This window comes from Thermomonas sp. LB-4 (assembly GCF_036409385.1).
In the GTDB taxonomy this organism is placed as follows: Bacteria; Pseudomonadota; Gammaproteobacteria; order Xanthomonadales; family Xanthomonadaceae; genus Thermomonas.
In genome coordinates, this window is the sequence record NZ_JAXOFT010000005.1 from 59,604 (window position 1) to 83,878 (window position 24,275).

General features: G+C 70.0%; 22 protein-coding genes. 9 read left to right on the forward strand and 13 right to left on the reverse strand.

The window, feature by feature from the left end; translation table 11 throughout:
- Positions 1-362 precede the first annotated feature (362 nt).
- From map to asnB, 7 genes are all read left to right on the forward strand, one after another.
- Positions 363-1,139, forward strand: a complete 777-nt coding sequence (gene map, locus SPK54_RS05825) for a type I methionyl aminopeptidase (protein ID WP_330946982.1) — start codon at positions 363-365, stop codon at positions 1,137-1,139.
- Entirely contained in the window at positions 1,136-3,730 is a 2,595-nt protein-coding gene (gene glnD / locus SPK54_RS05830; protein ID WP_330946983.1) for a [protein-PII] uridylyltransferase, read from the forward strand. The genes map and glnD overlap by 4 nt, the downstream gene beginning before the upstream one ends.
- Entirely contained in the window at positions 3,727-4,575 is an 849-nt protein-coding gene (gene dapD, locus SPK54_RS05835; protein WP_330946984.1) for a 2,3,4,5-tetrahydropyridine-2,6-dicarboxylate N-succinyltransferase, read from the forward strand. Before glnD ends, dapD begins: the two co-directional genes overlap by 4 nt.
- A gap of 209 nt (positions 4,576-4,784) precedes the next feature.
- Positions 4,785-6,674 (forward strand): CocE/NonD family hydrolase, encoded by a 1,890-nt coding sequence (locus tag SPK54_RS05840; RefSeq protein WP_330946985.1) that lies wholly within the window; start codon positions 4,785-4,787, stop codon positions 6,672-6,674.
- Between the two features lies 1 nt (position 6,675).
- A complete protein-coding gene (locus SPK54_RS05845) occupies positions 6,676-7,032 on the forward strand; it encodes a Spx/MgsR family RNA polymerase-binding regulatory protein (RefSeq protein WP_330946986.1) in 357 nt (118 codons plus the stop codon).
- Positions 7,033-7,070: 38 nt separating this feature from the next.
- Entirely contained in the window at positions 7,071-8,204 is a 1,134-nt protein-coding gene (dapE, locus tag SPK54_RS05850) for a succinyl-diaminopimelate desuccinylase (RefSeq protein ID WP_330946987.1), read from the forward strand.
- 277 nt (positions 8,205-8,481) lie between these two features.
- The gene (gene asnB / locus SPK54_RS05855; RefSeq protein ID WP_330946988.1) at positions 8,482-10,212 is read left to right on the forward strand and encodes an asparagine synthase B; all 1,731 of its coding nucleotides are present in this window, start codon (positions 8,482-8,484) and stop codon (positions 10,210-10,212) included.
- Position 10,213: 1 nt separating this feature from the next.
- Here asnB and SPK54_RS05860 read toward each other — a convergent pair whose 3' ends face one another.
- From SPK54_RS05860 to ccoN, 11 genes are all read right to left on the reverse strand, one after another.
- On the reverse strand, positions 10,214-11,518 hold the full coding sequence (locus tag SPK54_RS05860; protein ID WP_330946989.1) for a diguanylate cyclase: 1,305 nt from the start codon (positions 11,516-11,518) through the stop codon (positions 10,214-10,216).
- Positions 11,519-11,616: 98 nt separating this feature from the next.
- The gene (locus SPK54_RS05865; protein ID WP_330946990.1) at positions 11,617-12,339 is read right to left on the reverse strand and encodes a sulfite exporter TauE/SafE family protein; all 723 of its coding nucleotides are present in this window, start codon (positions 12,337-12,339) and stop codon (positions 11,617-11,619) included.
- On the reverse strand, positions 12,329-12,526 hold the full coding sequence (ccoS, locus tag SPK54_RS05870) for a cbb3-type cytochrome oxidase assembly protein CcoS (protein WP_330946991.1): 198 nt from the start codon (positions 12,524-12,526) through the stop codon (positions 12,329-12,331). The genes SPK54_RS05865 and ccoS overlap by 11 nt, the downstream gene beginning before the upstream one ends.
- A complete protein-coding gene (locus SPK54_RS05875; RefSeq protein WP_330947060.1) occupies positions 12,523-14,886 on the reverse strand; it encodes a heavy metal translocating P-type ATPase in 2,364 nt (787 codons plus the stop codon). The genes ccoS and SPK54_RS05875 overlap by 4 nt, the downstream gene beginning before the upstream one ends.
- Before the next feature lie 13 nt (positions 14,887-14,899).
- Positions 14,900-15,412, reverse strand: a complete 513-nt coding sequence (locus tag SPK54_RS05880) for a FixH family protein (RefSeq protein WP_330946992.1) — start codon at positions 15,410-15,412, stop codon at positions 14,900-14,902.
- A 65-nt stretch (positions 15,413-15,477) separates the two neighbouring features.
- Entirely contained in the window at positions 15,478-17,028 is a 1,551-nt protein-coding gene (locus tag SPK54_RS05885) for a 4Fe-4S dicluster domain-containing protein (protein WP_330946993.1), read from the reverse strand.
- 7 nt (positions 17,029-17,035) lie between these two features.
- Positions 17,036-17,329, reverse strand: a complete 294-nt coding sequence (locus tag SPK54_RS05890) for a hypothetical protein (RefSeq protein WP_330946994.1) — start codon at positions 17,327-17,329, stop codon at positions 17,036-17,038.
- Positions 17,326-18,261: a cytochrome-c oxidase, cbb3-type subunit III gene (gene ccoP / locus SPK54_RS05895; RefSeq protein WP_330946995.1), complete on the reverse strand. Its 936-nt coding sequence runs from the start codon at positions 18,259-18,261 to the stop codon at positions 17,326-17,328. The genes SPK54_RS05890 and ccoP overlap by 4 nt, the downstream gene beginning before the upstream one ends.
- Positions 18,258-18,431 carry a CcoQ/FixQ family Cbb3-type cytochrome c oxidase assembly chaperone gene (locus tag SPK54_RS05900; protein WP_330946996.1) on the reverse strand — a complete coding sequence of 58 codons (174 nt, stop codon included), beginning with the start codon at positions 18,429-18,431 and terminating at the stop codon, positions 18,258-18,260. Before SPK54_RS05900 ends, ccoP begins: the two co-directional genes overlap by 4 nt.
- Positions 18,432-18,435: 4 nt before the next feature.
- Positions 18,436-19,050, reverse strand: coding sequence for a cytochrome-c oxidase, cbb3-type subunit II (gene ccoO, locus SPK54_RS05905; RefSeq protein WP_330946997.1), 615 nt, complete (start codon positions 19,048-19,050; stop codon positions 18,436-18,438).
- A 9-nt stretch (positions 19,051-19,059) separates the two neighbouring features.
- Positions 19,060-20,499 carry a cytochrome-c oxidase, cbb3-type subunit I gene (gene ccoN / locus SPK54_RS05910; RefSeq protein WP_330946998.1) on the reverse strand — a complete coding sequence of 480 codons (1,440 nt, stop codon included), beginning with the start codon at positions 20,497-20,499 and terminating at the stop codon, positions 19,060-19,062.
- A 181-nt stretch (positions 20,500-20,680) separates the two neighbouring features.
- Between ccoN and SPK54_RS05915 the strand changes: the two genes are divergently transcribed.
- The gene (locus SPK54_RS05915) at positions 20,681-21,451 is read left to right on the forward strand and encodes a helix-turn-helix domain-containing protein (protein WP_330946999.1); all 771 of its coding nucleotides are present in this window, start codon (positions 20,681-20,683) and stop codon (positions 21,449-21,451) included.
- A gap of 61 nt (positions 21,452-21,512) precedes the next feature.
- On the forward strand, positions 21,513-22,739 hold the full coding sequence (locus tag SPK54_RS05920) for a DUF4010 domain-containing protein (RefSeq protein ID WP_330947000.1): 1,227 nt from the start codon (positions 21,513-21,515) through the stop codon (positions 22,737-22,739).
- Between the two features lie 143 nt (positions 22,740-22,882).
- On the opposite strand, the gene SPK54_RS05925 is transcribed toward SPK54_RS05920, so the two are convergent.
- Complete coding sequence (locus SPK54_RS05925; protein WP_330947001.1) at positions 22,883-23,482, reverse strand: SCO family protein; 600 nt, start codon at positions 23,480-23,482, stop codon at positions 22,883-22,885.
- On the reverse strand, positions 23,479-24,273 hold the full coding sequence (locus SPK54_RS05930; protein WP_330947002.1) for a formylglycine-generating enzyme family protein: 795 nt from the start codon (positions 24,271-24,273) through the stop codon (positions 23,479-23,481). Before SPK54_RS05930 ends, SPK54_RS05925 begins: the two co-directional genes overlap by 4 nt.
- Positions 24,274-24,275: the final 2 nt, after the last annotated feature.

Consider the following 24,275-nt stretch of genomic DNA (forward strand, 5'->3'; position numbering starts at 1 on the left):
CGCCCGGCATGGCGGGTAAAGCCGCGGAATTATAGGCGAGACGGGGTATGCGGGCAAATCATGGCTGCGACCAGACCGCTGGCCGGGAGCGGCTTGTCCCTCAGTCGGGCCATCCCCGGCCCGATTCGCGCGCCGGGCATCCTGCCCGGCTCCGCGCTCGCCCCCGGCCAGCGGTCTGGTCGCAGGGAGGTGCTGGGGCGCGCTGGGGGAAGAGCCCGAGCGGGCCATGGATGGCCCGCGGCCGCGACATCAGTCGTGGATGACTGGATCGAGCGGCGGGCTCTTCCCCCAGCGCGCCCCAGCACCGGGCGATGATCCGCCAAACTGCGCTAACAGTCTCCCCGATGCGCGATAATCCGCAAATGACTATCAATCTGAAGACCCCGGCCGAGATCGAGAAAATGCGCGAGGCCGGCCGGCTGGCCGCCGAAGTGCTGCAGGTGGTCGCCCCGTTCGTGAAGCCGGGCGTCACCACCGAGGAACTCGACCGCATCTGCCACGACCACATCGTCAACGTGCAGGGCGCGATCCCGGCCAACATCGGCTACCGCGGCTACCCCAAGACCGTGTGCACTTCGGTCAACAACGTGATCTGCCACGGTATCCCCAGCGAGGCCAAGGTCCTGAAGGACGGCGACATCGTCAACATCGACGTGACCGTCATCAAGGACGGCTGGCATGGCGACACCAGCCGGATGTATTTCGTCGGCACGCCGTCGGTGATGGCCAGGCGGCTGGTGGACGTGACCCGCGAGGCGATGTTCCGCGGCATCCGCGCGGTCAAGCCGGGCGCGACGCTGGGCGACATCGGCCACGCGATCCAGAGCTATGCCGAGGCGCAGCGCTTCAGCGTGGTGCGCGACTACTGCGGCCACGGCATCGGCAAGGTGTACCACGACGATCCGCAGGTGCTGCACTACGGGCGCCCCGGGGAGGGACTGGTACTGGAGGAGGGCATGACCTTCACCATCGAGCCGATGATCAACGAAGGCGCCCGCCACACCCGGCTGCTGCCGGACGGCTGGACCGTGGTCACCAAGGATCGCAAGCTGTCGGCGCAGTGGGAGCACACCGTGGCGGTGACCCGCGACGGGGTGGAAATCCTGACCCGGCTGCCGGGCGACGACAACGACCTGTGAGCGCGCCGGCGGGCGGTGATCCTGCCTGGTCCGCCGCGGCGAAGGCCGCGCAGGCGCGCATCGACGCCCGCCTTGCGCGTCGCTTCGATGCGGGCCATCCCGCCGACCGCCTGATCGCCCTGCGCGCGCGCGCGGTCGATGCGCAGGTGTGCGCGGCGTGGCGGCGCTGCCTTCCCGAGGACGCGCCGTTGGCCCTGTTCGCGGTGGGCGGCTACGGCCGCGGCGAGCTGTTCCCGCAGTCCGACATCGACCTGCTGGTGCTGGCAGAGCCCGATGCGCAGCAGGCGTGGCAGGCGGCACTGGCGCGCTTCGTGGCATTGCTGTGGGACGCGGGCCTGGAGGCCAGCCACGCGGTGCGCTCGGCTGAGCAATGCACTGTCGCCGCCGGCGACGACCACAGCGTGCTCACCGCACTGATCGAAGCGCGCCCGCTGTGCGCCGCCGCCGCCACCGCGGAGGCGCTGCGCGAGGCCATCGCACCGGCGCGGGTGTGGCCACCGGAAGCCTTCTTCGAGGCCAAGTGCGAGGAGCAGCGCCGCCGCCACGCGCGCTTCGGCGACACTTCCGACAACCTCGAGCCCAATCTCAAGGATGGCCCCGGCGGCCTGCGCGACCTGCACCTGCTGGGCTGGCTGGCGCTGCGCAGCTTCGGCGTACACGCGCTGGACCGGCTGATCGAGCTGGGCCGGCTGGGCTGGGACGAGGCCGCTGCGTTGGAGCGCGAGCGTCGCGCGCTGTGCCGCTTGCGCTATGGCCTGCACCTGGTGGCGGGGCGGCGCGAGGAGCGCCTGCGCTTCGACTACCAGAAACTGCTGGCGGCGCGCCTGGGCTACGCCGACGATGCCGACTCGCTCGGCGTCGAAAAGATGATGCAGGACTTCTACCGCAGTGCGGCGGTGGTGCGGCGGATCGGCGACCGCCTCTTGCAGCGTTTCGAGGAGCATTTCGAAGGCGTGGCCGCACCGGAGCCGATCGATGCGGATTTCGAGCGCCGCGGCGGCTGGCTGGCGGCGCGCATGCCGGGTTGGCTGGCGCGCGACCCGGCCCATCTGTTCGCGCTGTTCGCCGCGTGGGCGGCCGATCCCGGCCTGCGCGGCCTGCATTCCCAGACCGCGCGCGAGCTGGCGCAGGAGTTGCCGCAGGTCCCCGCATACACCGATGCGACGCCGGCGCTGCGCGCGGCATTCCTGCAACTTCTGCGCGGCCCGCAGCCGGTCAGGACGCTCGAACGCATGGCCCGCTCCGGCGTGCTGGGGCGCTGGATCCCCGCCTTCCAGCGCGTGTCCGGGCGGATGCAGTTCGACCTGTTCCACGTGTTCACCGTCGACCAGCACACGCTGGCGGTGCTGCGCAACCTCGACCGCTTCGCCAGTGGCGAAGCCGACCCGCGCTTCTCCGTCGCGCACCACGTGTGGCCGTCGCTGCGCAAGCCGGAGCTGCTGCTGCTTGCGGGCCTGTTCCACGACATCGGCAAGGGGCGCGGCGGCGACCATTCCGAACTCGGCGCGGTGGACGCGCGCGCGTTCTGCGAGGCGCATGGTTTGTCCGAGGCCGACACCGCGCTGGTCGAATGGCTGGTGCGCAAGCACCTGCTGATGTCGGTGACCGCGCAGAAGCAGGACATCACCGATCCCGAGGTGATCCACCGCTTCGCCGCCGAGGCGGCCGACCGCCAGCGCCTCGACCATCTCTACCTGCTCACCTGCGCCGACATCGCGGGCACCTCGCCCAAGCTGTGGAACAGCTGGAAGGACCAGCTGTTGGCCGACCTGCACACGGCCACCCGCCTGGCGCTGCGGCGCGGGCTGGGCCAGCCGGTGGCGGCGGTCGAGCGGATCGCCGAGCACCGCGATGCGGCGCGCGCGCTGCTGCTGGCGGCGGGGCACGGCGAGGCCGACGTGGCGGCGATGTTCGCGCGCATGCCGGACGAGAATTTCCTGCGCAGCCGCCCGGAGCAAATCGCCTGGCAGGCTACGGCGCTGCACGGCACGGTGCCGCCGGCGCCGGTGGTGGCGGCACGCGCTATTCCCGGCCGCGACGGCCGCGACGGGCTTGACGTGCTGGTGCACATGCCCGATCGCGACGGCCTGTTCGCGGCCATCGTGATCACCCTCGACCGGTTGGGCATGAGCGTGCTGCAGGCGCGGGTGCTGGATGGGCCGGACGGCACCATCTTCGACACTTTCCACGTGCTGCCGGCGGAGCAGCGGCAGGCGCCGCAGCCCGCGCTGCTGGCGGCGGCGCTGGCGCGCGCGCTGGCCGGCGACCTTGACCGCATCTTGCCGGCGCGGCGCAGCCAGCCGCGCCACCTGCGCCACTTCCGCGTGGCCCCGCAGCTGGATTTCACCGACATGGCCGGCGGCACCCGCATCGGCCTGGTCTGCACCGACCGGCCCGGCCTGCTGGCCGACGTCGCGCGGGTGCTGCGCGAGCATCGCCTGCGCGTGCACGATGCGCGGATCGCCACTTTCGGCGCGCGCGCGGAAGACCTGCTGCTGGTCAGCGACGAACACAACCACCCCCTTGCGCCCGGCCGGCGCGACGCCCTGCGCGACGCGCTGCTGGCCGCCCTTGACGGAGAACAACGATGAACCCGGATCAGGACCTCCACGCCCTGCGTGCCACGCTGGAAGACGCCTGGGAGCGCCGCACGGAGTTGGGCGCCGATGACATCGCTGCGCGCGTGCGGCCTGCCGTGGATCGCGCCATCGCTGGCCTTGAAAGCGGCGAACTGCGCGTGGCCGAACCCGACGGCAACGGCGGCTGGCAGGTCAACCAGTGGCTGAAGAAGGCGGTGTTGCTGTACTTCCGCACGCAGGACATGGCGCTGGTCGATGCCGCGCCCGCGCCGTTCTGGGACAAGGTGCCGGCGCGCTTTGCCGGTTTCGATGAAGCCGCGTTCCGCCAACTCGGCGCGCGTGTGGTGCCGGGCGCGGTGGTGCGCGCGGGCAGCCACATCGGGCGCGACGTGGTGCTGATGCCGAGCTTCGTCAACATCGGCGCCTATGTCGGCGAGGGCACGATGGTGGATACCTGGGCCACGGTCGGCAGCTGCGCGCAGATCGGCAAGGGCTGCCACCTGTCCGGCGGCGTCGGCATCGGCGGCGTGCTGGAACCGCTGCAGGCCGGGCCGACCATCATCGAGGACCACTGCTTCATCGGTGCGCGTTCGGAAGTGGTGGAAGGCTTCGTGGTCGGCCACCACAGCGTGGTGGGCATGGGCGTGTTCCTCGGCCAGAGCACGCGCGTGTACAACCGCATGACCGGCGAGGTGAGCTACGGCAGCGTGCCGCCGTACAGCGTGGTGGTGTCCGGCTCGCTGCCCGCGGCCGACGGCAGCCATTCGCTGTACTGCGCGGTGATCGTCAAGCAGGTGGACGAGAAGACCCGCAGCAAGACCAGCGTCAACGAGTTGCTGCGCGGGTTGGCGGATTGATCACGCGGAATTGTCGCGAGGCTGGTCGGCGGGCGAATTCCGCGACACGCCGCAAGTACGTCCATGTAGGCTCATCGGCGGCATCCATGCCGCCGATGGTCGCGGAATTCGCCCGCCGACCAGCCCTTCTTGCGGATATGTGACTTTCGGCAGGGGTGCTCATCTGCCGGGCATGCGACACAGCTGCATCACCCTTGGGGAGACGCGTCATGAGGAAGAGACTGTCGATCACGCTGTTGGTCGCCGCACTGACCGCTGCATCGGCCAATTCCGCGCAGGATCTTTCGCGCTACGGCGATGACGGGCTGCGCGCCGAACTGGCGTCGATCGCAGATTCCGAGGTCGCGCTGCTGGTGCCGATGCGCGATGGCGTTGGCCTGTCCACCAACATCTGGCGGCCCAAGGGCGCCAAGGGCCCGCTGCCGACGATCCTGTGGAAGACGCCCTACAACGAGCACGTCCTGCGCGGTAGCACCGCGCGCTTCGCCGCCGAGGCTGTGCGCAACGGCTACGCCTTCATCGTGCAGAACGAGCGCGGCCGCTATTTCAGCCAGGGCAAGTACGAGATCCTCGGCTACCCGCAGACGGACGGCTACGACACCCTCAGCTGGATCGCCAAGCAGCCGTGGTCGAACGGCAAGGTCGGCACGCTGGGCTGCTCGTCGTCGGCGGAGTGGCAGCTGGCGCTGGCGGCGATGAACCATCCGGCGCATGCGGCGATGGTGCCGATGGCGGCCGGCGCCGGCATCGGCAAGGTCGGGCCGTTCTGGGAGCAGGGCAACTTCTACACAGGCGGCGTGCCGCGCACCCTGTTCGCGATCTGGATGTACGGCGTGGACAATCCCCTGCGCGCGCAGCTGCCGCAGGACCTGACCGGGCCGATGCGCGCGCGGATCGCGCGGTACAACGACCTCGATGCCGACAAGCCCGACGTCGAATGGAAGAAGCACATCTGGCATCTGCCGTACGCCAGCCTGCTCTCGTCGCTGGGCGAACCGCCGGCGACCTTCGAGTCGATGATCGCGCGCGGCCCCGGCGATGCCGAGTGGAAAAAGGGTGGCCTGTACGACGACTCGATGGGCTGGGGCGTGCCGGCGCTGTGGTTCAACAGCTGGTACGACGTGTCCATCGGCCCGAACATGGCGCTGTACAACCATGCGCGCAGCGTCAACTCGGATCGCGAGGCCAGCGCCAACCAGTACGTGGTGGTGGCGCCGAACCCGCACTGCCAGTTCGCGCGGCTGGGCAAGGACTACAAGGTGGGCGACCGCGAGATGGGCGACGCCAGTTTCCCGGTCAACCAGCAGATCTTCGGGTTCTTCGACCGCTGGTTGAAGAACCAGCCGAAGGCGTTCGCGGCCGACACGCCGCACGTGCGCTACTTCACCATGGGCGCCAACCGCTGGCAGTCCGACGCGCAGTGGCCGCCGAAGGCGGCGCAGCCGGTGCGCATGTACCTGCGCTCGGGCGGCAAGGCCAATTCGATGTACGGCGACGGTCTGCTGTCGTTCGAGGCCCCGCGCGCGGATGAGCCAAAGGACAGCTACCGCTACGACCCGGCCAACCCGGTGCAGACCATCGGCGGCGGCGACTGCTGCAACGGCGGCGTGGTCATCCCCGGCGCGTTCGACCAGCGCCAGATCGAGTCGCGCCATGACGTGCTGGTCTATACCAGCGAGCCGCTGGAGGCGCCGATGGAAGTGACCGGCTTCGTCGATGCGGTGCTGAAGGTGTCGTCCAGCGCCAAGGACACCGATTTCGCCGTGAAGCTGGTCGACGTGGCGCCCGACGGCACCGCCTGGATCATCGGCGACACCATCCTGCGCGCTCGCTACCGCGACAGCTACGTCAAGCCGGAGTTGATGCGGCCGGGCAATGTGTACACGCTCAAGCCCACGCCGATCACCACCTCGATCCAGTTCGGCAAGGGCCACCGCATCCGCGTCGAGATCACCAGCTCCAACTTCCCGAAGTTCGCCCGCAACCTCAATACCGGCGGGCCCAACGAAACCGAGCGCGAGGCGGTGGTGGCCGACAACGCGGTGCATCATTCGGCGGATAATGCGAGCTATATCGAACTGCCGGTGGTGAAACGCTGAGATGGCCGCGACGCTGTACGGACTGAAGAACTGCGACACCTGCAGGAAGGCGCTGAACTGGCTCAAGCGCTTCGGCATCGAACATGCGTTCGTCGATTACCGCGACGAGCGCCAATCGCCGGAAACCTTGCTGGGATGGAAGGACGCGGCGGGCGGCTGGGATGCGCTCGTCAACAAGTCGTCCACGACGTGGCGGCAGCTGCCGCCGAACCGCAAGGCGCCGGGCAGCGATGCCGAGTGGAAGCTGCTGCTGAAGGAGTACCCTCAGCTGATCCGGCGGCCTGTGGTGGTGCTGGACGACGGCACGGTATCGCAGGGCTTTTCCGACAATGGCTTCAAGAAGCTGTTCGGCGTTTGAACTTGACTCCCTCTCCCGAGGGGAGAGGGACTGGAATCATGAGCGACGTACTCCACCTCACCCGCGAACTGATCGCGCGGCCGTCGGTGACGCCGGACGATGCCGGTTGCCAGGCCTTGCTTGCAGACCGGCTGGCACGCGCCGGTTTCGCCATTGAACACCTGCGCTTCGGTGAGGTCGACAACCTCTGGGCTACCCACGGCCACGGTGGCCCGGTGCTGGCGCTGCTCGGCCATACCGACGTGGTGCCGCCCGGCCCACGCGAGGCCTGGGCCAGCGATCCGTTCGTGCCGGAAGTCCGCGAGGGTGTGCTGTACGGGCGCGGCGCGGCCGACATGAAGGGCAGCGTGGCCGCATTCGTGGTCGCGCTGGAACGCTTCGTCGCCGTGCATCCGGACCATCCTGGCACGGTGGCGCTGCTGCTGACCTCGGACGAGGAGGGCGATGCCATCGACGGCGTGCGCAAGGCCGCCGAGGTGTTCCGCGAGCGCGGCCAGCGCATCGACTGGTGCATCACCGGCGAACCGTCGTCGAAGGAAACGCTGGGCGACCTGCTGCGGGTCGGCCGCCGCGGCACGCTGTCGGCCACGCTCACCGTGCATGGCGTCCAGGGCCACGTCGCGTATCCGGAAAAAGCGCGCAATCCCATCCACCAGGCGCTGCCGGCGCTGGCGGCGTTGGCGGCGAAGCGTTGGGACGAGGGTTACGAGAGCTTCCCGCCGACCTCCCTGCAGATCAGCAACGTCCACGCGGGCACCGGCGCCAACAACGTCATCCCCGGCGAGCTGCAGGTGCTGTTCAACCTGCGCTACAACCCGCACTGGCGCGCGGAGCGGCTGGAGTCCGAATGCGAGGCGGTGCTGCGCGCGCACGGCCTCGAATACGCGCTCCACTGGCATCGCGGCGGTGAGCCGTTCCACACCCCGGAAGGCCCGCTGCGCGCTGCGGCGCGCGAAGTGCTGGCCGCGTTCACCGATGGCGCGCTGCCCGAGGAAAGCACCGGCGGCGGCACCTCCGACGCCCGCTTCATCGCGCCCCTGGGCGCGCAGTGCATCGAGATCGGCCCGGTCAACGCCAGCATCCACAAGGTCGACGAACACGTGCGGGTGGCCGACCTGGAGCGGTTGCCGGACCTGTACCTGGCGCTGATGGCGCGGCTGCTGGCGGATTGAGGGGGCGCTTGCGCGTTCCCGATCCGGCGTGCCATAGTCGGCCCATGCGCTTCTTCGCCGCCAACGCCAACAACCTCAACCGCAATAATCGCGGCACGAACCATCGTGCGCGGCTGCGGGCCCGCGCATAGGCGAAGCGACAGCAAGCCGGAATCACCCAAAGCCCGCATCGAAGGATGCGGGCTTTTTCGTTGTGCGGTTTTCATGCGGATCGCTCCGCAAGAGCCCGGCCATCCCTGGCCGGGGATCCACTTTCCCCCAACCAGGAAGCCCCACCATGTGCGCCATCTTCGGAATTTTCGGGCTGCAGCCCGGCGACGACCTCCAGGCCCTGCGGCGGCAGTCGCTGGAACGCTCGCAGCGCCAGCGCCACCGCGGGCCGGACTGGAGCGGCGTGTACATCGACGACGGCGGCGCGGGCTGCGGCGCCATCCTCGTGCACGAGCGGCTGGCCATCGTCGATCCGGCGGGCGGCTCGCAGCCGCTGCTGTCGGCGGACGGTCAGCTGGCGCTGGCGGTCAACGGCGAGATCTACAACCACGTGGCGCTGAAGCGCGAGCTGGCGCAGCCGTACGCGTTCCAGACCGAATCGGACTGCGAGGTCATCAACGCGCTCTACCGCGAGAGTGAGGCCGACGGGAGCGGACCGGCGGCGTTCCTCAACCGCCTCAACGGCATCTTCGCGTTCGCGCTGTGGGACCGCGCGAAGGGGCGGGCGATCATCGCCCGCGATCCGATCGGGGTGGTGCCGCTGTACTGGGGCCACGATGCCGAAGGCCGCCTGCGGGTGGCGTCGGAGATGAAATCGCTGGCCGACGACTGCGCCGATGTTGCGCAGTTCCCGCCGGGCCACTGGTACGACAGCGCGACCGGCGAATTGTCCAGGCACTACGAGCGCCCGTGGCGCGACCATGCCGCGGTGGAGGGCGTCGAGGTGCCGCTGGCCGAGCTGCGCGAAGCGTTCGAGGCCGCCGTGCACCGCCAGCTGATGACCGACGTGCCGTATGGCGTGCTGCTGTCGGGCGGGCTGGACTCCTCGCTGGTGGCGGCGGTGGCCGCGCGCTACGCCCGCCACCGGATCGAGGATGGCGACAGGTCCGAGGCATGGTGGCCGCGCCTGCACAGCTTCGCCATCGGCCTGAAGGGCTCGCCGGACCTTGCCGCGGCGAAGGTGGCGGCGGAGATGCTGGGCACGGTCCACCACGGTTTCGAATACACCTTCGAGGAAGGGCTGGATGCACTGCCGGAGGTGATCCGCCACATCGAAACCTACGACGTGACGACCATCCGTGCGTCCACGCCGATGTTCCTGCTGGCGCGTCGGATCAAGGCGATGGGCGTGAAGATGGTGCTCTCGGGCGAGGGCAGCGACGAGGTGTTCGGCGGCTATCTCTACTTCCACAAGGCGCCCGATGCGCGCGAGTTCCACGAGGAGCTGGTGCGCAAGCTCGATGCGCTCAGCAACTACGACTGCCTGCGCGCCAACAAGTCGATGATGGCCTGGGGCGTGGAGCCGCGGGTGCCGTTCCTGGACCGCGAGTTCCTCGACGTGGCGATGCGCATGGACGCGGCGCACAAGATGGTGCGCAAGGGCGACAGCGGCCCGCAGCGGATGGAGAAGGGCGTGCTGCGCGCGGCGTTCGAGGGCTACCTGCCGCCGGAAATCCTGTGGCGGCAGAAGGAGCAGTTCAGCGACGGCGTGGGCTACGGCTGGATCGACGGGCTGAAGGCGCACGCCGAGGCGCAGGTGTCCGACCGCGTGCTGGCCGCCGCCGACAAGCGCTTCCCGGTGAACCCGCCGCAGACCAAGGAGGCGTACTGGTACCGCCACATCTTCGAACAGTTCTATCCCAGCCGCGCCGCGGCGGAGACGGTACCGGGCGGAAAGTCCATCGCCTGCTCGTCGGCGGCGGCGATCGCCTGGGACGCGAGCTTCGCCGGCATGGCCGACCCGTCCGGCCGCGCGGTGGCGGGCGTCCACAACGACGCCATCGCGGCGGCAGGCTGAGTCAGTCCGCCTCCAGCCCGCGCACCTGGTTGCGGCCGCCGGCCTTGGCCAGGTACAGGTGGCGGTCGGCCTCGCCCAGCAGTTTGTGCAGGGTGGGGAACTCCGGCGAACGGCGGCTGGCGCCGATGCTGATGGTCATCCGCAGCGGCCGGCCGTCGATGTCGATTTCCATCGCTTCCACCGCCTGCCGCAGGCCCTCCAGGTGGCGCAGGCTGGCCTGCGCGTCGAGCCCGTCGATCAGCATGCAGAACTCCTCGCCGCCGAAGCGCCCGCAATAATCCTCCGGGCGGTTGTGGACGTGCAGGATGTCGGCCATCGCCCGCAGCGCGCGGTCGCCGGCCTCGTGGCCGTAGCTGTCGTTGATGTGCTTGAAGTGGTCGATGTCGATCATCGCCACGGTCACGTCGCCGCTGGGGCGGCGGGCGATGTGCTTCTCGCTCTGCTCCAGGAAGCTGCGGCGGTTGGGCAGGCCGGTGAGGAAGTCGCGGGTGGCAAGGTCCTGCAGGGTGCCGATCAGCTCCAGCTGGTCGATGTTCTGCGAGACCCGGCAGAAGAACTCCTCGCGCGAGAAGGGCTTGCGCAGGAAGTCGTTGGCGCCGTTCTTGAGGAAGCGCGGGATCAGCGAGGCGTCGGTGCTGCCGGACACGCCGATCACCGCCATCCGGTCGCGCGCGCGCAGCTGGCGCAGGCGCCGGGTCAGCTCGGTGCCGTCCATGCCCGGCATTTCCTGGTCGACGATGGCCAGGCGGATGTCGGGATCGGCCTCGATCATGCGCAGCGCCGATTGGCCGTCGGCGACGTGGGAAACGCGATAGCCCTGCAGCGACAGCAGCGAGGCGATGTAGGAGCGGGCAGACAGCGAGTCGTCCACCACCAGCGCGCTGATCCTGCGGTTACGCTCCAGCCGCTGCACCAGCCACACCAGGTAGTCGATGCTGTCCGGCGTGCTCTTCAGCACGTAGTCGATGATGTGCTGCTGCAGCGCGCGCTCGCGCAGCGCCTCGTCGTACACGCCGCTGACCACGATGGCGGGCATGCGCCGTTCCACGAAGAAATCGATGACCTGGTCGCGGTCGCCATCGGCCAGCACCAGTCCGGTCAGGGCGAGGAACCAGTCGGATTCGCGTTCCAGCAGTTCGCGCGCTTCCGCCAGGGTGGAGGCGACGCTGATCGGCAGCTGCACGCGCTGCTCGATCGCTTCGCGCAGCATCGACGTGTAGGCGCGTGAATTCTCCAGCAGCAGGATGCGCTGGGGCAGGGCGACGATGGGTTGGCGGGCGTTGGCCAAGGCGAATCCGGCCGGCATCGGTGGTTTCCTGAGTGTTGCGGGCGCGGGGGATGGCCTTGCGGACTTCGCGATTATGCAGCAGCCGCGCCGCGGAATCAGCGCAGCCTTCGACCGGGTCAGGCCGGCAGGCTGCGGCAACCGAGCGCGGCGAGAATGCCGTGCATGGCCGGCAGCTGCATCAGCCAGGGCGCCGCGATGGTGAGCAGGCCGGCACCGACCACCAGCACCCCGGCTGCACTGCGCAGCGCACCGCGTTGCAGGCGCTGGCCGATGCGTGCGCCGGCCCAGGTCAGCGACACCATCACCGGCAGCGTGCCCAGGCCGAATGCGGCCATGGTCAGCGCCCCGTGCAGCGCGCTGGCGGACAGCCAGGCGGCGGCGAGCAGGGTGGTGGACAGGCCGCAGGGCATCCAGCCCCACAGCATGCCGAGCAGGAACCGCTTGCCGGCGGTGTCGGCCGGCAGCAGGCGGCGCTGCAGCGGCGCCAGCGCCCGCCACAGGCGGTTGCCGGGCCCGCCCGAAAATCGCGGCAGACGGCCCTTGGCGTCGAGCATGCGCAGGCCGGCAATGACCAGCACGATGCCGACCAGCGCGCGCATTGCGATGCCCAGCTGCGGAATGCGGGCCACGCCCAGCAGGCCGCCGCCGAGCCCGCCCACCAGCGCACCGGCCAGCACGTAGCCGGTGACGCGGCCGAGGTTCGGCTGCAGCGCCGCGAACCAGCCGCGCGAGTGCACGGAGAAGCCGGTGGCGATGCCGCCGCACATGGCCACGCAGTGCGCGCCGCCGAGCAGGCCGGTCAGCAGCGCCGCGCCCAGGACCAGCAGGTCAACCGGCATCGCCGGAGGTCTCGTCCGCCGCGGCGGCAGCGTGCGCGGGCGCATCCGCCGGATCGTCGCGCAGGATGTCCAGCGCCGGCGTGTCCAGGTCTTCGAACTGGCCGTGCTTCACCGCCCAGGCGAACAACAGCGCGGCGGCGCCGATCATGACCAGGCTGATGGGGATCAGGAACAGCAGGATGTTCATCGCTTGGGAACCCTGGTGAGGCGCAGTGCGTTGGCGGTGACCGCCAGCGAGGACAGCGCCATGCCCAGCGCCGCCAGCCACGGCGTGACCATGCCGGCGGCGGCCAGCGGCAGCGCCAGCAGGTTGTAGCCGATCGCCCAGGCAAGATTCTGGCGGACGATGCGATGGGTGCGGCGGGCTATTTCGATTGCAGCCGGCACGTTGCCGAGCGAGGTGCCGGACAGCACCAGGTCGGCGGAGCGCTGCGCCAGCGCGGCGCCGTCTCCGATCGCCAGCGAGACGTCGGCGCCGGCCAGCACCGGCGCATCGTTGAGGCCGTCGCCGACCATCGCCACCACCCGGCCTTCGCGCTGCATGGCGCGCACCAGCGCCAGCTTGTCCTCCGGCGACTGACGGGCGTGCGGGTTTGCAATCCCCATCGCGCTGGCGAAGCGCGCCACCGGCGCGGCGGCGTCGCCGCTGGCCAGGTGCAGCACCAGGCCCTGCGCGCGCAGCCGCTGCAGCGCCTGCGCCGCGTCCGCGCGCTCGCGTTCGGCGAAGGCGAAGCGCGCGCGCGCGCCTGCGTGATTGCCCAGCCAGACCCCGCCGTCGTCCTCGCCGCCGGTGGCGAACGGCGCGGTGCCGATGCGCCAGCGGACGCCTTCGACGATGCCTTCCACGCCTTGGCCGGCGACCGCCCGCACGCCGCTGGCAGCGGGGGCGCCTTCCACCTGCGCGAAGGCCGCGGCCAGCGGATGGCTGCTGTCGCGCTCCAGCGCGGCGGCGACGCGCAGCGCCACATCGGCATCGATGCCGACGCAGGCCTCCACGCCTTGCAGGTGCGGCTTGCCGTCGCCCAGCGTGCCGGTCTTGTCGAACACGACGTCGGTGGCCTGCGCCAGCCGTTCCAGCGCATCCGGGCGCACCGACAGCACGCCGATCTTCGCCAGCGCACCGTGGGCGGCGGCCAGCGCGGCGGGCACCGCCAGCGACAGCGCGCAGGGGCAGCTGATCACCAGCAGCGCCAGCACCACCTCGAACGCGCGCGCCGGTTCATGCACGCGCCACCACGCATACACCGCCACCGCCGCCAGCAGCAGGCCGGCCACGAACCAGCCGGCGATGCGCTCGGTGCCCAGCGCCAGCGCCGGGCGGTGCGCCTGCGCGCTTTCCACCAGCCGCGCCAGCTCGGCCAGGCGGGTGCCGGTGCCGACCTGGGTCACGCGGATCCTGGCGGCGTGCTCGCGGCAGGCGGTGCCGGCATACACCGGATCGCCGGCATGCCGCGTCACCGGCACCGATTCGCCGGTCAGCAGCGATTCCTCGAAGTGCGCCTCGCCTTCCAGCAGCACGCCGTCGGCGGGCACCGGCTCGCCCACAGCGATCCGCACCACGTCGCCTGCCGCCAGCGCATCGACGGGTACCGACTCGCGGCTGCCGTCGGCCAGTTCGCGGATGGCGAACGCCGGCCGCGCCCGCGCCAGCGCATCCACCTGCGCGGACGCAATGCCGCGCGCGCGCTGCTCCAGCTGGCGCGCCACCAGCAGCAGGAACACGAACATCACCGCCGCGTCGTACCAGACGTGGACGCCGCCGCGCACGGTTTCCACGGTGCTCACCGCCCACGCCAGCAGGGTGGAGCCGGCGATCAGCACGTCCATGCCCAGCCGGCGCCCGCGCAGCTCGTTCCAAGCGCCGACGATGAACGGCCAGCCGGCCCAGAACACCACCGGCGTGGACACCATGAAGGTGATCCAGCGGAAAAAGTCGCGGGTGGGCAGCGGCATCTCGCCGCGGGTGTCGAGGTACAGCGCCTCGGCGAACATCATCGCCTGCATCGCGCCGATCCCGGCCAGACCGATCCGCAGCAGGTCGCGGTTGCGTTCGCGCCGCCGCGCCGCCTCACGCGCTTCGCCGGTGGCGAGGTAGGGCCGGTAGCCGAGCGCCGCCAGCCGCGCCAGCGGCTGCGAGAGCGCGGTGCGCGCCGGGTCCCAGGCGATCCGGATGCGCCCGGTGATGGCGTTGGCGCTGGATTCCAGCACGCCCGGCTCGCGCGCCAGCGCGCGGTCGATCAGCCAGGCGCAGGCGGCGCAGCGCATGCCGTCGGTGAGCACGGTGATCTCGCGGCCGCCGTCCACCTCGCGGGCGTGGCCCGCCAGCAGCTCCTCGCGATCCCAGGCGGCCAGCGCCGGGGCGTCGGCATCCACGCGTCCGCCCGGCGCGCTGCGCAGGCGGTAGTAGTCGTCCAGGTGCGCGTCCAGGATCCAGCGCGCGGCGGCGGCGCAGCCCGTGCAGCAGAAGTCGCGCGTGCCGCCATCGACGTCGGCGCGCACCGGCGGCTGCGGCAGCGGTTCGCCGCAGTGGTGGCAGACCCCGGCCATGGCGTTCACCGCGCTACGGCTGCCCGTCGTCCAGTGACGGCCGCAGCTGGGCCGCAAGCTGGCCCTTCGGCATCCGCCCGCGCAGGCGCCAGGCCTCGCCGGCGGCGGGTTCCAGCTGGATCAGCCAGTCGTGGTCGCCGGCCGGCGTGGCATCCGCGCGCCAGCCGGTTTCGGTGGCGGCCAGCGTCAGCGACAGGTCCTGCTCGGCGCGGGTGGGGTGGTGCAGGCGCAGCTTCAGCGCCGCGGTGCGGTCGAAATCGCCGCTCACCGGCAGGACTTCCACGAAGCCGTGCTCGGCATCGATGCGCACGATCGCGCCCAGCTTGCGCTGCGCTGCGGCGGCATCCGGCCCGAGATCGGTCTGCTGGGTCTGACCGGTGCGCTGCACCTCGTCCGGCACCGCGTCGATGCTGTCGCCGTTGCCGGCGACCTTGAGCAGCCAGATGCTGCCGGCGATGGCCGCGCCGACCAGTGCCACCATCAGCCAGACGATGGGCTGCCGCCACGGCGACGATTCGCGTTCCATTCGCTATCTCCTGGTGCCTGGCCGCAAGCCGCCACGGGAAATGCGGCGGCTCGCGACGATGAGGGTTACATGGGGCCGAAGAACGTGCTGTCAACGCGCGCCTTGGCGCTGCCGTCGTCGGCCTCGATCACGAAGGTCAATGCGTGGCGACCGCGCAGGGTGGCGGGCGCTGCCACCTCGACCGCCTGCGACACCACTTCGCCCGCCGGCACCCGCACGTCCAGCGGGGCGTCCGTGAGCGACAGCGATGCGGCGTCGGCCGATTCGATCCGCACCCGGTAGCTGCGATCGGTGTCGGTCTTGTTGACCAATTTCAGGGTGTAGCCGTTGGCGGTGCGGTCGCCCTGCTGCTGGTACAACGCGTTGCGGTCGCGCAGCACGTCGGCGATCAGCGGGCTGCGGTTGAACACGCCCCAGGTCCACGCCGCCACCAGCGCGGTGAGCAGGAAGCCATAGACGAAGATGCGCGGGCGCAGCACCCGCCCGGACTGGCCGTCCAGCGCATGCTGGGTGGTGTACCGGATCAGCCCGCGCGGCATCCCCATCTTGTCCATCACGTCGTCGCAGGCGTCGATGCAGGCGCCGCAGGCGATGCACTCGTATTGCAGGCCATTGCGGATGTCGATGCCGACCGGGCACACCTGCACGCACATGGTGCAGTCGATGCAGTCGCCCAGCTCCTCGGGCTGGAACTTGGGCAGCGGCGCGGCCTCCACGGCCACGTCCTCCAGCATCACCGTGCCGCCGGCGTGCAGCCGCGACGCCGCCGCGCTGGGGTGGCGGCTGGCGCGGAACACGTAGTCGTAGGCCGTGCGCAGGTCGAGCAGGCCGCGCGCGCGCTGCAGCACGCTGGCGAGGCCCTTCTTGCGCGGCCCGCGCGGCTCGCCGCGCATCGGATCGTAGGCGATGATCAGGGTGTCGCGGTCGAACATCGCGCTCTGGAAGCGCGCGTACGGGCACATGTACTTGCACACCTGCTCGCGCAGGATGCCGGCATTGCCCCAGGTTGCCAGAGAGTAGAACAGCACCCAGAACACCTCCCAGCCGTTCCAGTCGAACGGCACCAGCCGCGCGCCCAGGCTGGCGATGGGGGTGAAGAAGCCGACGAAGGTGAACCCGGTCCACAGCGCGAAGACCAGCCACAGGAAATGCTTGCTGCCCTTGCGCAGGAACTTCTCGCGGTTCCACGGGCCGGCATCCAGCTTCATCCGCTTCGCGCGGTCGCCTTCGGTCCAGCGCTCCATCCACAGGAAGCACTCGGTCCACACCGTCTGCGGGCAGGCGTACCCGCACCACAGGCGACCGGCCAGAGCGGTGGTGAAGAACAGGGTGAACGCCAGGATCATCAGCAGCAGCGCCAGCAGGCTGAAGTCCTGCGGCCAGAAGGTCAGCCCGAACACGTGGAACTTGCGCGCCGGCAGGTCGAACAGCACGGCCTGGCGGCCGTCCCACTCCAGCCACGGGAACAGGTAGTACATGCCCAGCAGCCAGAACACCGCCGCCTTGCGCAGTCGGTCGAAACGCCCCGACACGTCGCGCGGATAGACCTTCCGCTCGCTCACATAGACGGAATCGCCGCCGGAATCCAGCAGGTCGATGTCGATGCGTTTGCTCACTGCACTGTTACCTGGTGCTGGGTCCGTTGAAGCGGCTGGAAGGCCGCAGCAGGATCCAGGTGAAAAGGCTGGACGACGCCGTCGCCAGCCAGAAAGTGAAGAAGCCGATGGTGTAGCCCAGCCCGCGGGTGATGGCGAGGTGCGGGAAGGTCAGGTCGCGCAGCTCCAGCGGATCGATGAAGGCGAAGAACACCATCGTCGCCACCCCGGCCGCGAAGAAGCTGGGCCACAGGATTGCCCCGATCCGCTGCGCCATGGGGCGCGGCGGATGGTCGAAGTCCGGGGTGGTGAACTGGGTCATTGCTGGGCCTGGGCGCCTGGCTTGGCCTGGTGGGAGAGCGACCAGACATAGGCCGCGACCAGGCGGGAACGGGTATCGCCCAGTACTTTACCCCAAGCCGGCATGACGCCATGGCGGCCCTGGCCGATGGTGATCCGCAGCGAGTCGCGGCCGTCGCCGTACAGCCAGTAGCCGTCGGTCAGGTCGGGTGCGCCGATCTTCGCATCGCCCTTGCCGTCCTTGCCGTGGCAGGCCACGCAGACGCCCTCGTACAGGGTCTTGCCGCGCGCCGCCGCATAGTCGTTGCGGTTGCCGCCGTTCGGTTCGCCAAGCTGGTGCACGTAGGCGATCACGTAGTCCACCGCGTCCGGGCCGCCCATGCCTTCCAGCACCTTGCCCCACGGCGGCATCACGCCCTCGCGACCTTCCGCCACCGAATGCAGGATCTGCTCGGGCGCGCCGCCCCAGTGCCAGATGTCGTCGGTCAGGTCCGGATAACCCACCGCACCCTTCGCGGACGAGCCGTGGCAGGTGGCGCAGGTGTTGGCGAAGATCGAGCGCCCGAGCTTGAGCGCCTGCGGGTCGCGCGCCAGCGCGTCGATGGCCTGGCCCTTGTACGGGGCGAAGGTCTTTTCCAGCCGCGCGTTGGCGACCGCGGCCTGGCGGTCGTGTTCGCCCTGCGAGCTCCACTTGCCGAAGCCCTGGTAGGTGCCGAAACCGCCGTACCAGAACAGGTAGCCGAAGCCGAACACGATGGCGATGTAGAAGCCGTTGATCCACCAGCGCGGCATCGGCTTGTTGTATTCGGTGATGTCGCCGTCCCAGTAGTGGCTGGTGTCCTCCGGCTTGGGATCGCCGGGGCGGCGCTTGGCGGTCCACCACAGCAGCCAGGTGATGCCGAGCAGGTTGAACAGCACCAGCGCGATGACATACCAGTTCCATGCGGTGGTCATGCGTTCGTCCTCACGTTGTTGTCGGCGATGGCTTCGCCGGCGGGCACGTCATCGTCCACCGCCAGTCGCGCGGTGGCTTCGAAGCCGCTGCGCAGGCGCGGTTGCCAGGCCCAGACCCACAGGCCGACGAACAGCAGCAGCAGCAGCGTGGTCACGATTCCGGAAATCATCTGCTCAGTTCCCCCGCGGTGCGTGCTTGCCCAGGCCCTGCAGATAGGCCACCAGCGCATCCAGTTCGGTCTTGCCGTCGACGGCCGCGGGCGCGCCCGCGATGTCGGCGTCGGAGTAGGGGTCGCCCAAGCGCTTGAGTGCGCGCATGTGCGACTGCACGCTGCCGCCATCCAGCTGGTTCTTCTCCAGCCAGGGGAAGGCGGGCATGTTCGATTCCGGCACCACGTCGCGCGGATTGATCATGTGCACGCGGTGCCAGTCGTCGGAATAGCGGCCGCCGACGCGGGCCAGGTCCGGCCCGGTGCGCTTGCTGCCCCACTGGAACGGCCGGTCGTAGACCGATTCGCCGGCCAGCGAGTAGTGGCCGTAGCGTTCGGTCTCGAAGCGCAGCGTGCGCACCATCTGCGAGTGGCAGTTGTAGCAGCCCTCGCGGATGTACACGTCGCGGCCGGCGAGTTCCAGCGCCGGGTACGGCTTGACGCCCGGCAGCGGCTTGATCGCCTCGGCCTGGAACATCAGCGGGACGATCTCGGCCAGGCCGCCGATGGAGACGGCGACGGCCACCAGCACGGCCAGCAGGCCGACGTTCTTCTCGAGTTTCTCGTGTGCGATTCCCATGTCTCGTCCTCAGGCCTTCGCTTCGGCGACGTCGGGCGCCAGGACCGGATGCTCGGCCACGCCGCGCGCCATCTTCCAGGTCTTCCACATGTGCCAGCCCATCAGGCACATGCCGGCCAGAATCAGCAGGCCGCCCAGCAGGCGCCCCAGGTAGTAGGGGTAGGTGGCGACCAGCGATTCGACGAAGCTGTAGGTCAGCGTGCCGTCGGCGTTGGTGGCGCGCCACATCAGGCCCTGGGTGATGCCGGCGATCCACATCGAGACGATGTAGAACACGACTCCTATCGTGTGCATCCAGAAGTGCGTGTCGATCAGCTTGGTCGAGTACATCCCCGGCAGGCCCAGCAGGCGCGGATAGAGCGCGTACAGCGAGCCGATCGAGATCATCGCCACCCAGCCCAGGGTGCCGGCGTGCACGTGGCCCACGGTCCAGTCGGTGTAGTGCGACAGCGAGTTGACCGTCTTGATCGACAGCATCGGGCCTTCGAAGGTGGCGATCATGTAGAAGCTGATCGCCACGATCAGGAACTTCAGGATCGGGTCGGTGCGCAGCTTGTGCCACACGCCGGACAGCGTGAGGATGCCGTTCATCGCGCCGCCCCAGCTGGGCGCCAGCAGGATCACCGAGAACACCATGCCCACCGACTGCGCCCAGTCGGGCAGGGCGGTGTAGTGCAGGTGGTGCGGGCCGGCCCACATGTAGATGGAGATCAGCGCCCAGAAGTGGACGATGGACAGGCGGTAGGAGTAGATCGGGCGCTGCGCCTGCTTCGGCACGAAGTAGTACATCATCGCCAGGTAGCCGACGGTGAGCAGGAACGCCACGCCGTTGTGGCCGTACCACCACTGCGCCATCGCGTCGACCGCGCCGCTGTAGACCGAGTAGGACTTCCACAGCCCGGCCGGCATCACGATGTTGTTGACGATGTGCAGCAGCGCCACCGCGATCACGTAGGCGCCGTAGAACCAGTTGGCGACGTAGATGTGCTTGACCCGGCGCTTGACCATCGTGCCGAAGAACAGCCAGCCGTAGGCCACCCAGACCACCGCGATCAGCAGGTCCAGCGGCCACTCCAGCTCGGCGTATTCCTTGCTCTGGGTGATGCCCAGCGGCAGGGTGATGACCGCGCCGAGCATCGCCGCCTGCCAGCCCCAGAACACGAAGCTGGCCAGCCTGTCGGAGATCAGCCGCACGTGGCAGGTGCGCTGCACCACGTACAGCGACGTGGCGAACAGCACCGAGCCGCCGAATGCGAAGATCATGCCGTTGGTGTGCAGCGGCCTGATCCGGCTGTAGGTCAGCCAGGGGATGTCGAAGTTGAGGGCCGGCCAGTACAGCTGGGCGGCGCAAAGGACGCCGACGGCCATGCCGACGATGCCCCAGAACACGGTCGCGACCGCGAACTGGTGCACCACCTTGTCGTTGTAGGTGCCGCTGATGGCTTGCATGCGGGTCTCCGGAGTGAACATGAAACATGCTAGACAAGCCTCGCGCCGCGGGGCTTGACGTAGGTCAAATTGACAGGGTCTATCGCAGTCGTGGCGGGCGCCGGGGAGGCCGGGCAACGGGCGGCGGGATCGGCGATAATTGTAGCCCCAGCCATCCCGATTTGCAGGCAATCGCAACGCCATGAGCAATCCCATCCCGCTGGACCTGGCACGGCTGCGTCGCACCTGCGCAGAGTGCTCGCTGCAGATGCTGTGCCTGCCGGCCGGTGTCGATGCGGAGGACCTTGGTCGACTGGACACCGTGGTGCAGCGGCGCAAACCGCTGGCCAAGGGGGAAAGCCTGTACCGGGCGGGCGATGCGCTGCGGGCGGTGTTCGTGGCCAGCGAGGGCAGTTTCAAGACCGTGGTGGTGAACCCGGCCGGCGAAGAGCACGTGCTCGGCTTCCACCTGCCGGGCGAGCTGTTCGGGCTGGACGCCATCGGCAGCGGCCAGCACCGCTGCGAAGCGGTGGCGCTCAGCGATGCGCGGGTGTGCGAGCTGCCGTTCTCGCAGCTGGCGACGATCGCCACCAGGCTGCCCAGCCTGCAGCAGCAGCTGCTGCGGGTGATTGGCCAGAGCGCGGACCGCGACCATGACCACGTCGACGTGCTGTCGCGGCGCCAGGCCAGCGAGCGCATCGCCCTGTTCGTGCACGGCCTGAGCGAGCGCTACCGGCGCATCGGCCGCCCGGCCGACGATTTCCAGCTGCCGATGAGCCGCGACGAGATCGCGCGCTACCTGGGGCTGGTGCTGGAGACCGTCAGCCGCGGCTTCAGCCGGCTGCACGAGGACGGCGTGATCGAGGTGCGCGGCAGGCGGGTGCGCATTCTCGACGAAACCGCGCTGTGCCTGGCCGCCAACGGCGGCAGCGACGGGCTGACCCCGCAGCCGCGCAAGCGCGACCGCGCCTGACCGGCTGGCGCGCCTCCGTGCCGGGCTTGCCCGGCGGCGGGGGTTCCGCGAAGCTGCCCGGATGATAGTGGATCTTGACATCCTGCGCGGGCTGGCGGTCGCCCTTGGGCTGGGCCTGCTGGTGGGCGTGGAGCGCGAGCGGCGTAGCGACGACGGCGTGGCCGGCGTGCGCACCTTCGCTTTGATCGGGCTGGCGGGCGCGATCGCCGAGCGCATCGGCGGCATCGGCATCGCGCTGGGCGGCGCCTTCGTGGTGCTGGCGGCGTTGGCCGGCTACCGCACCAGTCGCGGCCGCGACCCCGGCCTGACCACCGAGACCGCGATGCTGGTGGTGTTCCTGCTGGGCGTGCTGGCGATGCGCGAGCTTGCGCTGGCTGCGGGCCTCGGCGTGGCGGTGACCTTGCTGCTGGCGATGAAGACGCGCGCGCATCATTTCGTGCACCAGGTGCTGACCGACCAGGAGCTGCACGATGCGCTGCTGCTGGCGGCGGCAGCCACCGTGGTGCTGCCGCTGCTGCCCGATCGCGCCATCGACCCCTGGGGCGTGGCCAATCCGCGCAAGCTGTGGCTGCTGGCGGTGATCGTGATGGCGATCAGCGCGCTGGGGCACGTGGCCAAGCGGGCCTATGGCGCCCGTACCGGGCTGATGCTGGCGGGCTTTGCCGGCGGGTTCGCCTCCAGCGCTGCCACCATCGCCAGCATGGGCGCGCGGGCCCGGCGCGAACCAGCGCTGGCCAGCGCCTGCGCAGGCGCTGGGATGATTTCCAACATCAGCACGGTGGTGCAGCTGGGCGTGGTGGTGGGGCTGATGTCGCCACCGCTGCTTGCGCGACTGTGGCCGGCGCTGCTGGCATCGGGGGTGGCGGTGACCGCCTTCGCGCTGGTCGCGGCGCGCGCCGCGCGCGACGTGCCGGCGGACCTCGAGGCGCCGGAAGGTCGCGCCTTCGAACCCAAGCAGGCGCTGCTGTTCGTGGCGCTGCTGGCCACGGTGATGCTGGTTTCGGCGTGGCTGCAGGCGTGGCTGGGCGAGGTCGCGCTGGACGCGGTGATGGCGGTGTCGGGCCTGGCCGACGCGCACGCGGTGGCGGCATCGGCGGCGCAGCTGGTGGCGACGGGGCGGATCGAAGCGGAGGTGGCGCTGACCGGCATCGCGCTGGGCTTGAGCACCAATTCGGCCACCAAGGTCGGCCTGGCCTGGGCCAGCGGCGGACGCGCCTACGCGCTGCGGCTGCTTCCCGGCATCGTCGCCATGCTCCTGGCCTTCGTGTTGACGCTGCGATTGCTGTAGGAGGGGCTTCAGCCTCGCTCCACCACGCCCTTTGTAGGAGTGCACCGCAGGGGCGCGATGCCCCTAGCGTGATCTGCGGAAAACGGTCGCGCCCTTTCAGTGCCCGCCTGCGGCAAGGGTGTGGAGCAGCGCGAGCCGTGTTTTCAGCCGCCCACCGCCTTGCGCACGGCGGCGACGAAGTCCGGGTCCGGCTGGCTGCCGATCTTCTCGGTGCGGGCGAGGATGCGGCCGTTGGCGTCGACCAGGATCAGCATGCTGCTGTGGTTGAACTCGCCGTCGGCCAGCTGGCGGTAGCGGATGCCGAGCACCGCGGCCACCGAACGCACGTCGTCCGCGGGCGGCGTCGCCAGCGTCCAGCGGCCGAGATCGAGCTTGCGCTGGTCGACCACCTTCTTCAGCGCGGCCGGAGTGTCGCGGGCCGGGTCCATGCTGACCAGCAGCACGCCCAGGCGCTTCTGCTGGGCGGGGGTGAGCTGGCGCTCGACCGCCTTGCCGGATTCGATGATCAGCGGGCAGATGTACTGGCAGGAGGTGTAGAACATCGACACCAGCCGCGGCTTGCCGCGCAGGGTGCGCCAGTCGCGGGTCTGGCCCTGGCTGTCGGTGAGCGGCAGCGGCAGCTGGTAGATCGAATCGCCCGGCAGCGCCGGCGCGGGCTGGGCGGCGCCGGCCAGGCTGGCGAAGCCGAGCAGCACGGTGGCGGCGAGGCCGCGCAGCAGGTGTTTCATCGGGTGCATCGTCATGGTGCGCTCCTCGCGCAGCGGAATCCCATGTTGGCGGTGGCGTCGCGGCCTTCCAGCGAAGACAGCATCGCGACCCGCATCATCACCGCGTAGTTCTCGCGGTCGTCCATCGACAGTGCGCCGGCGCCGCAGAACTTGCCCTTGTCGGGGTCGCCCTGGGTGCGGTTGTCGCTGTCGACCATCAGTGAGGAAGCGTCCTCGGTCCATTCCCAGACCAGGCCGTGCAGGTCGTGCACGCCGTAGGCATTGGCCGCCTGCATGCCCACCCTGGGCAGGGCGTCCCGCGAGGAGCGCGAGTACCAGCCCAGGATGCGTTCGCGCCAGGCAGGATCCTGACGGGCGTCGCGGTGGGTTTCATCCGCGGCGGCGGCGTACTCCCATTCGTTCCAGGTGGGCAGGCGCGCGCCCAGCCAGCTGCAGTAGGCGTCGGCCGCGAACCAGCTGACCCACACCACCGGGCGATCCGGCAGTGCGTTCGGGCCGAGCTTGTCGGGCCCGGCCCAGTGGGAGAGATAGCGCGATTCGGCGAACACGCTCGAGACCCGGTCGCGACGCCATTCCGGGTGGCGCTTGAGGAAGGCAAGGAAGTCGGCGTTGGTCACCGGCTTGCGCATCAGCGCGAATGGCTTGATGCGCACGCCGTTCTTGGCATCCTCGTAGCGCAACACCGACTTGAACTGACCGCCCGGCAGCCCGGCATAGCGCCCTGCCACCACGCCGGCCGCGAGGCCGGCGAGGGGCAGGACCACCAGGCCCAGGGCGAGAAGCGGGGCGGTCAGCGCCTTGCGCATGG

What these genes read in the sequence shown, in the direction of transcription:
- map (WP_330946982.1), top strand. Translation starts at nt 363, where the DNA reads ATGACTATCAATCTGAAGACCCCGGCCGAGATCGAGAAAATGCGCGAG.
- dapD (WP_330946984.1), top strand. Translation starts at nt 3,727, where the DNA reads ATGAACCCGGATCAGGACCTCCACGCCCTGCGTGCCACGCTGGAAGAC.
- SPK54_RS05840 (WP_330946985.1), top strand. Translation starts at nt 4,785, where the DNA reads ATGAGGAAGAGACTGTCGATCACGCTGTTGGTCGCCGCACTGACCGCT.
- SPK54_RS05845 (WP_330946986.1), top strand. Translation starts at nt 6,676, where the DNA reads ATGGCCGCGACGCTGTACGGACTGAAGAACTGCGACACCTGCAGGAAG.
- dapE (WP_330946987.1), top strand. Translation starts at nt 7,071, where the DNA reads ATGAGCGACGTACTCCACCTCACCCGCGAACTGATCGCGCGGCCGTCG.
- asnB (WP_330946988.1), top strand. Translation starts at nt 8,482, where the DNA reads ATGTGCGCCATCTTCGGAATTTTCGGGCTGCAGCCCGGCGACGACCTC.
- SPK54_RS05860 (WP_330946989.1), bottom strand. Translation starts at nt 11,518, where the DNA reads ATGCCGGCCGGATTCGCCTTGGCCAACGCCCGCCAACCCATCGTCGCC.
- SPK54_RS05865 (WP_330946990.1), bottom strand. Translation starts at nt 12,339, where the DNA reads ATGCCGGTTGACCTGCTGGTCCTGGGCGCGGCGCTGCTGACCGGCCTG.
- ccoS (WP_330946991.1), bottom strand. Translation starts at nt 12,526, where the DNA reads ATGAACATCCTGCTGTTCCTGATCCCCATCAGCCTGGTCATGATCGGC.
- SPK54_RS05875 (WP_330947060.1), bottom strand. Translation starts at nt 14,886, where the DNA reads ATGGCCGGGGTCTGCCACCACTGCGGCGAACCGCTGCCGCAGCCGCCG.
- SPK54_RS05880 (WP_330946992.1), bottom strand. Translation starts at nt 15,412, where the DNA reads ATGGAACGCGAATCGTCGCCGTGGCGGCAGCCCATCGTCTGGCTGATG.
- SPK54_RS05890 (WP_330946994.1), bottom strand. Translation starts at nt 17,329, where the DNA reads ATGACCCAGTTCACCACCCCGGACTTCGACCATCCGCCGCGCCCCATG.
- ccoP (WP_330946995.1), bottom strand. Translation starts at nt 18,261, where the DNA reads ATGACCACCGCATGGAACTGGTATGTCATCGCGCTGGTGCTGTTCAAC.
- SPK54_RS05900 (WP_330946996.1), bottom strand. Translation starts at nt 18,431, where the DNA reads ATGATTTCCGGAATCGTGACCACGCTGCTGCTGCTGCTGTTCGTCGGC.
- ccoO (WP_330946997.1), bottom strand. Translation starts at nt 19,050, where the DNA reads ATGGGAATCGCACACGAGAAACTCGAGAAGAACGTCGGCCTGCTGGCC.
- ccoN (WP_330946998.1), bottom strand. Translation starts at nt 20,499, where the DNA reads ATGCAAGCCATCAGCGGCACCTACAACGACAAGGTGGTGCACCAGTTC.
- SPK54_RS05915 (WP_330946999.1), top strand. Translation starts at nt 20,681, where the DNA reads ATGAGCAATCCCATCCCGCTGGACCTGGCACGGCTGCGTCGCACCTGC.
- SPK54_RS05920 (WP_330947000.1), top strand. Translation starts at nt 21,513, where the DNA reads ATGATAGTGGATCTTGACATCCTGCGCGGGCTGGCGGTCGCCCTTGGG.
- SPK54_RS05925 (WP_330947001.1), bottom strand. Translation starts at nt 23,482, where the DNA reads ATGACGATGCACCCGATGAAACACCTGCTGCGCGGCCTCGCCGCCACC.
- SPK54_RS05930 (WP_330947002.1), bottom strand. Translation starts at nt 24,273, where the DNA reads ATGCGCAAGGCGCTGACCGCCCCGCTTCTCGCCCTGGGCCTGGTGGTC.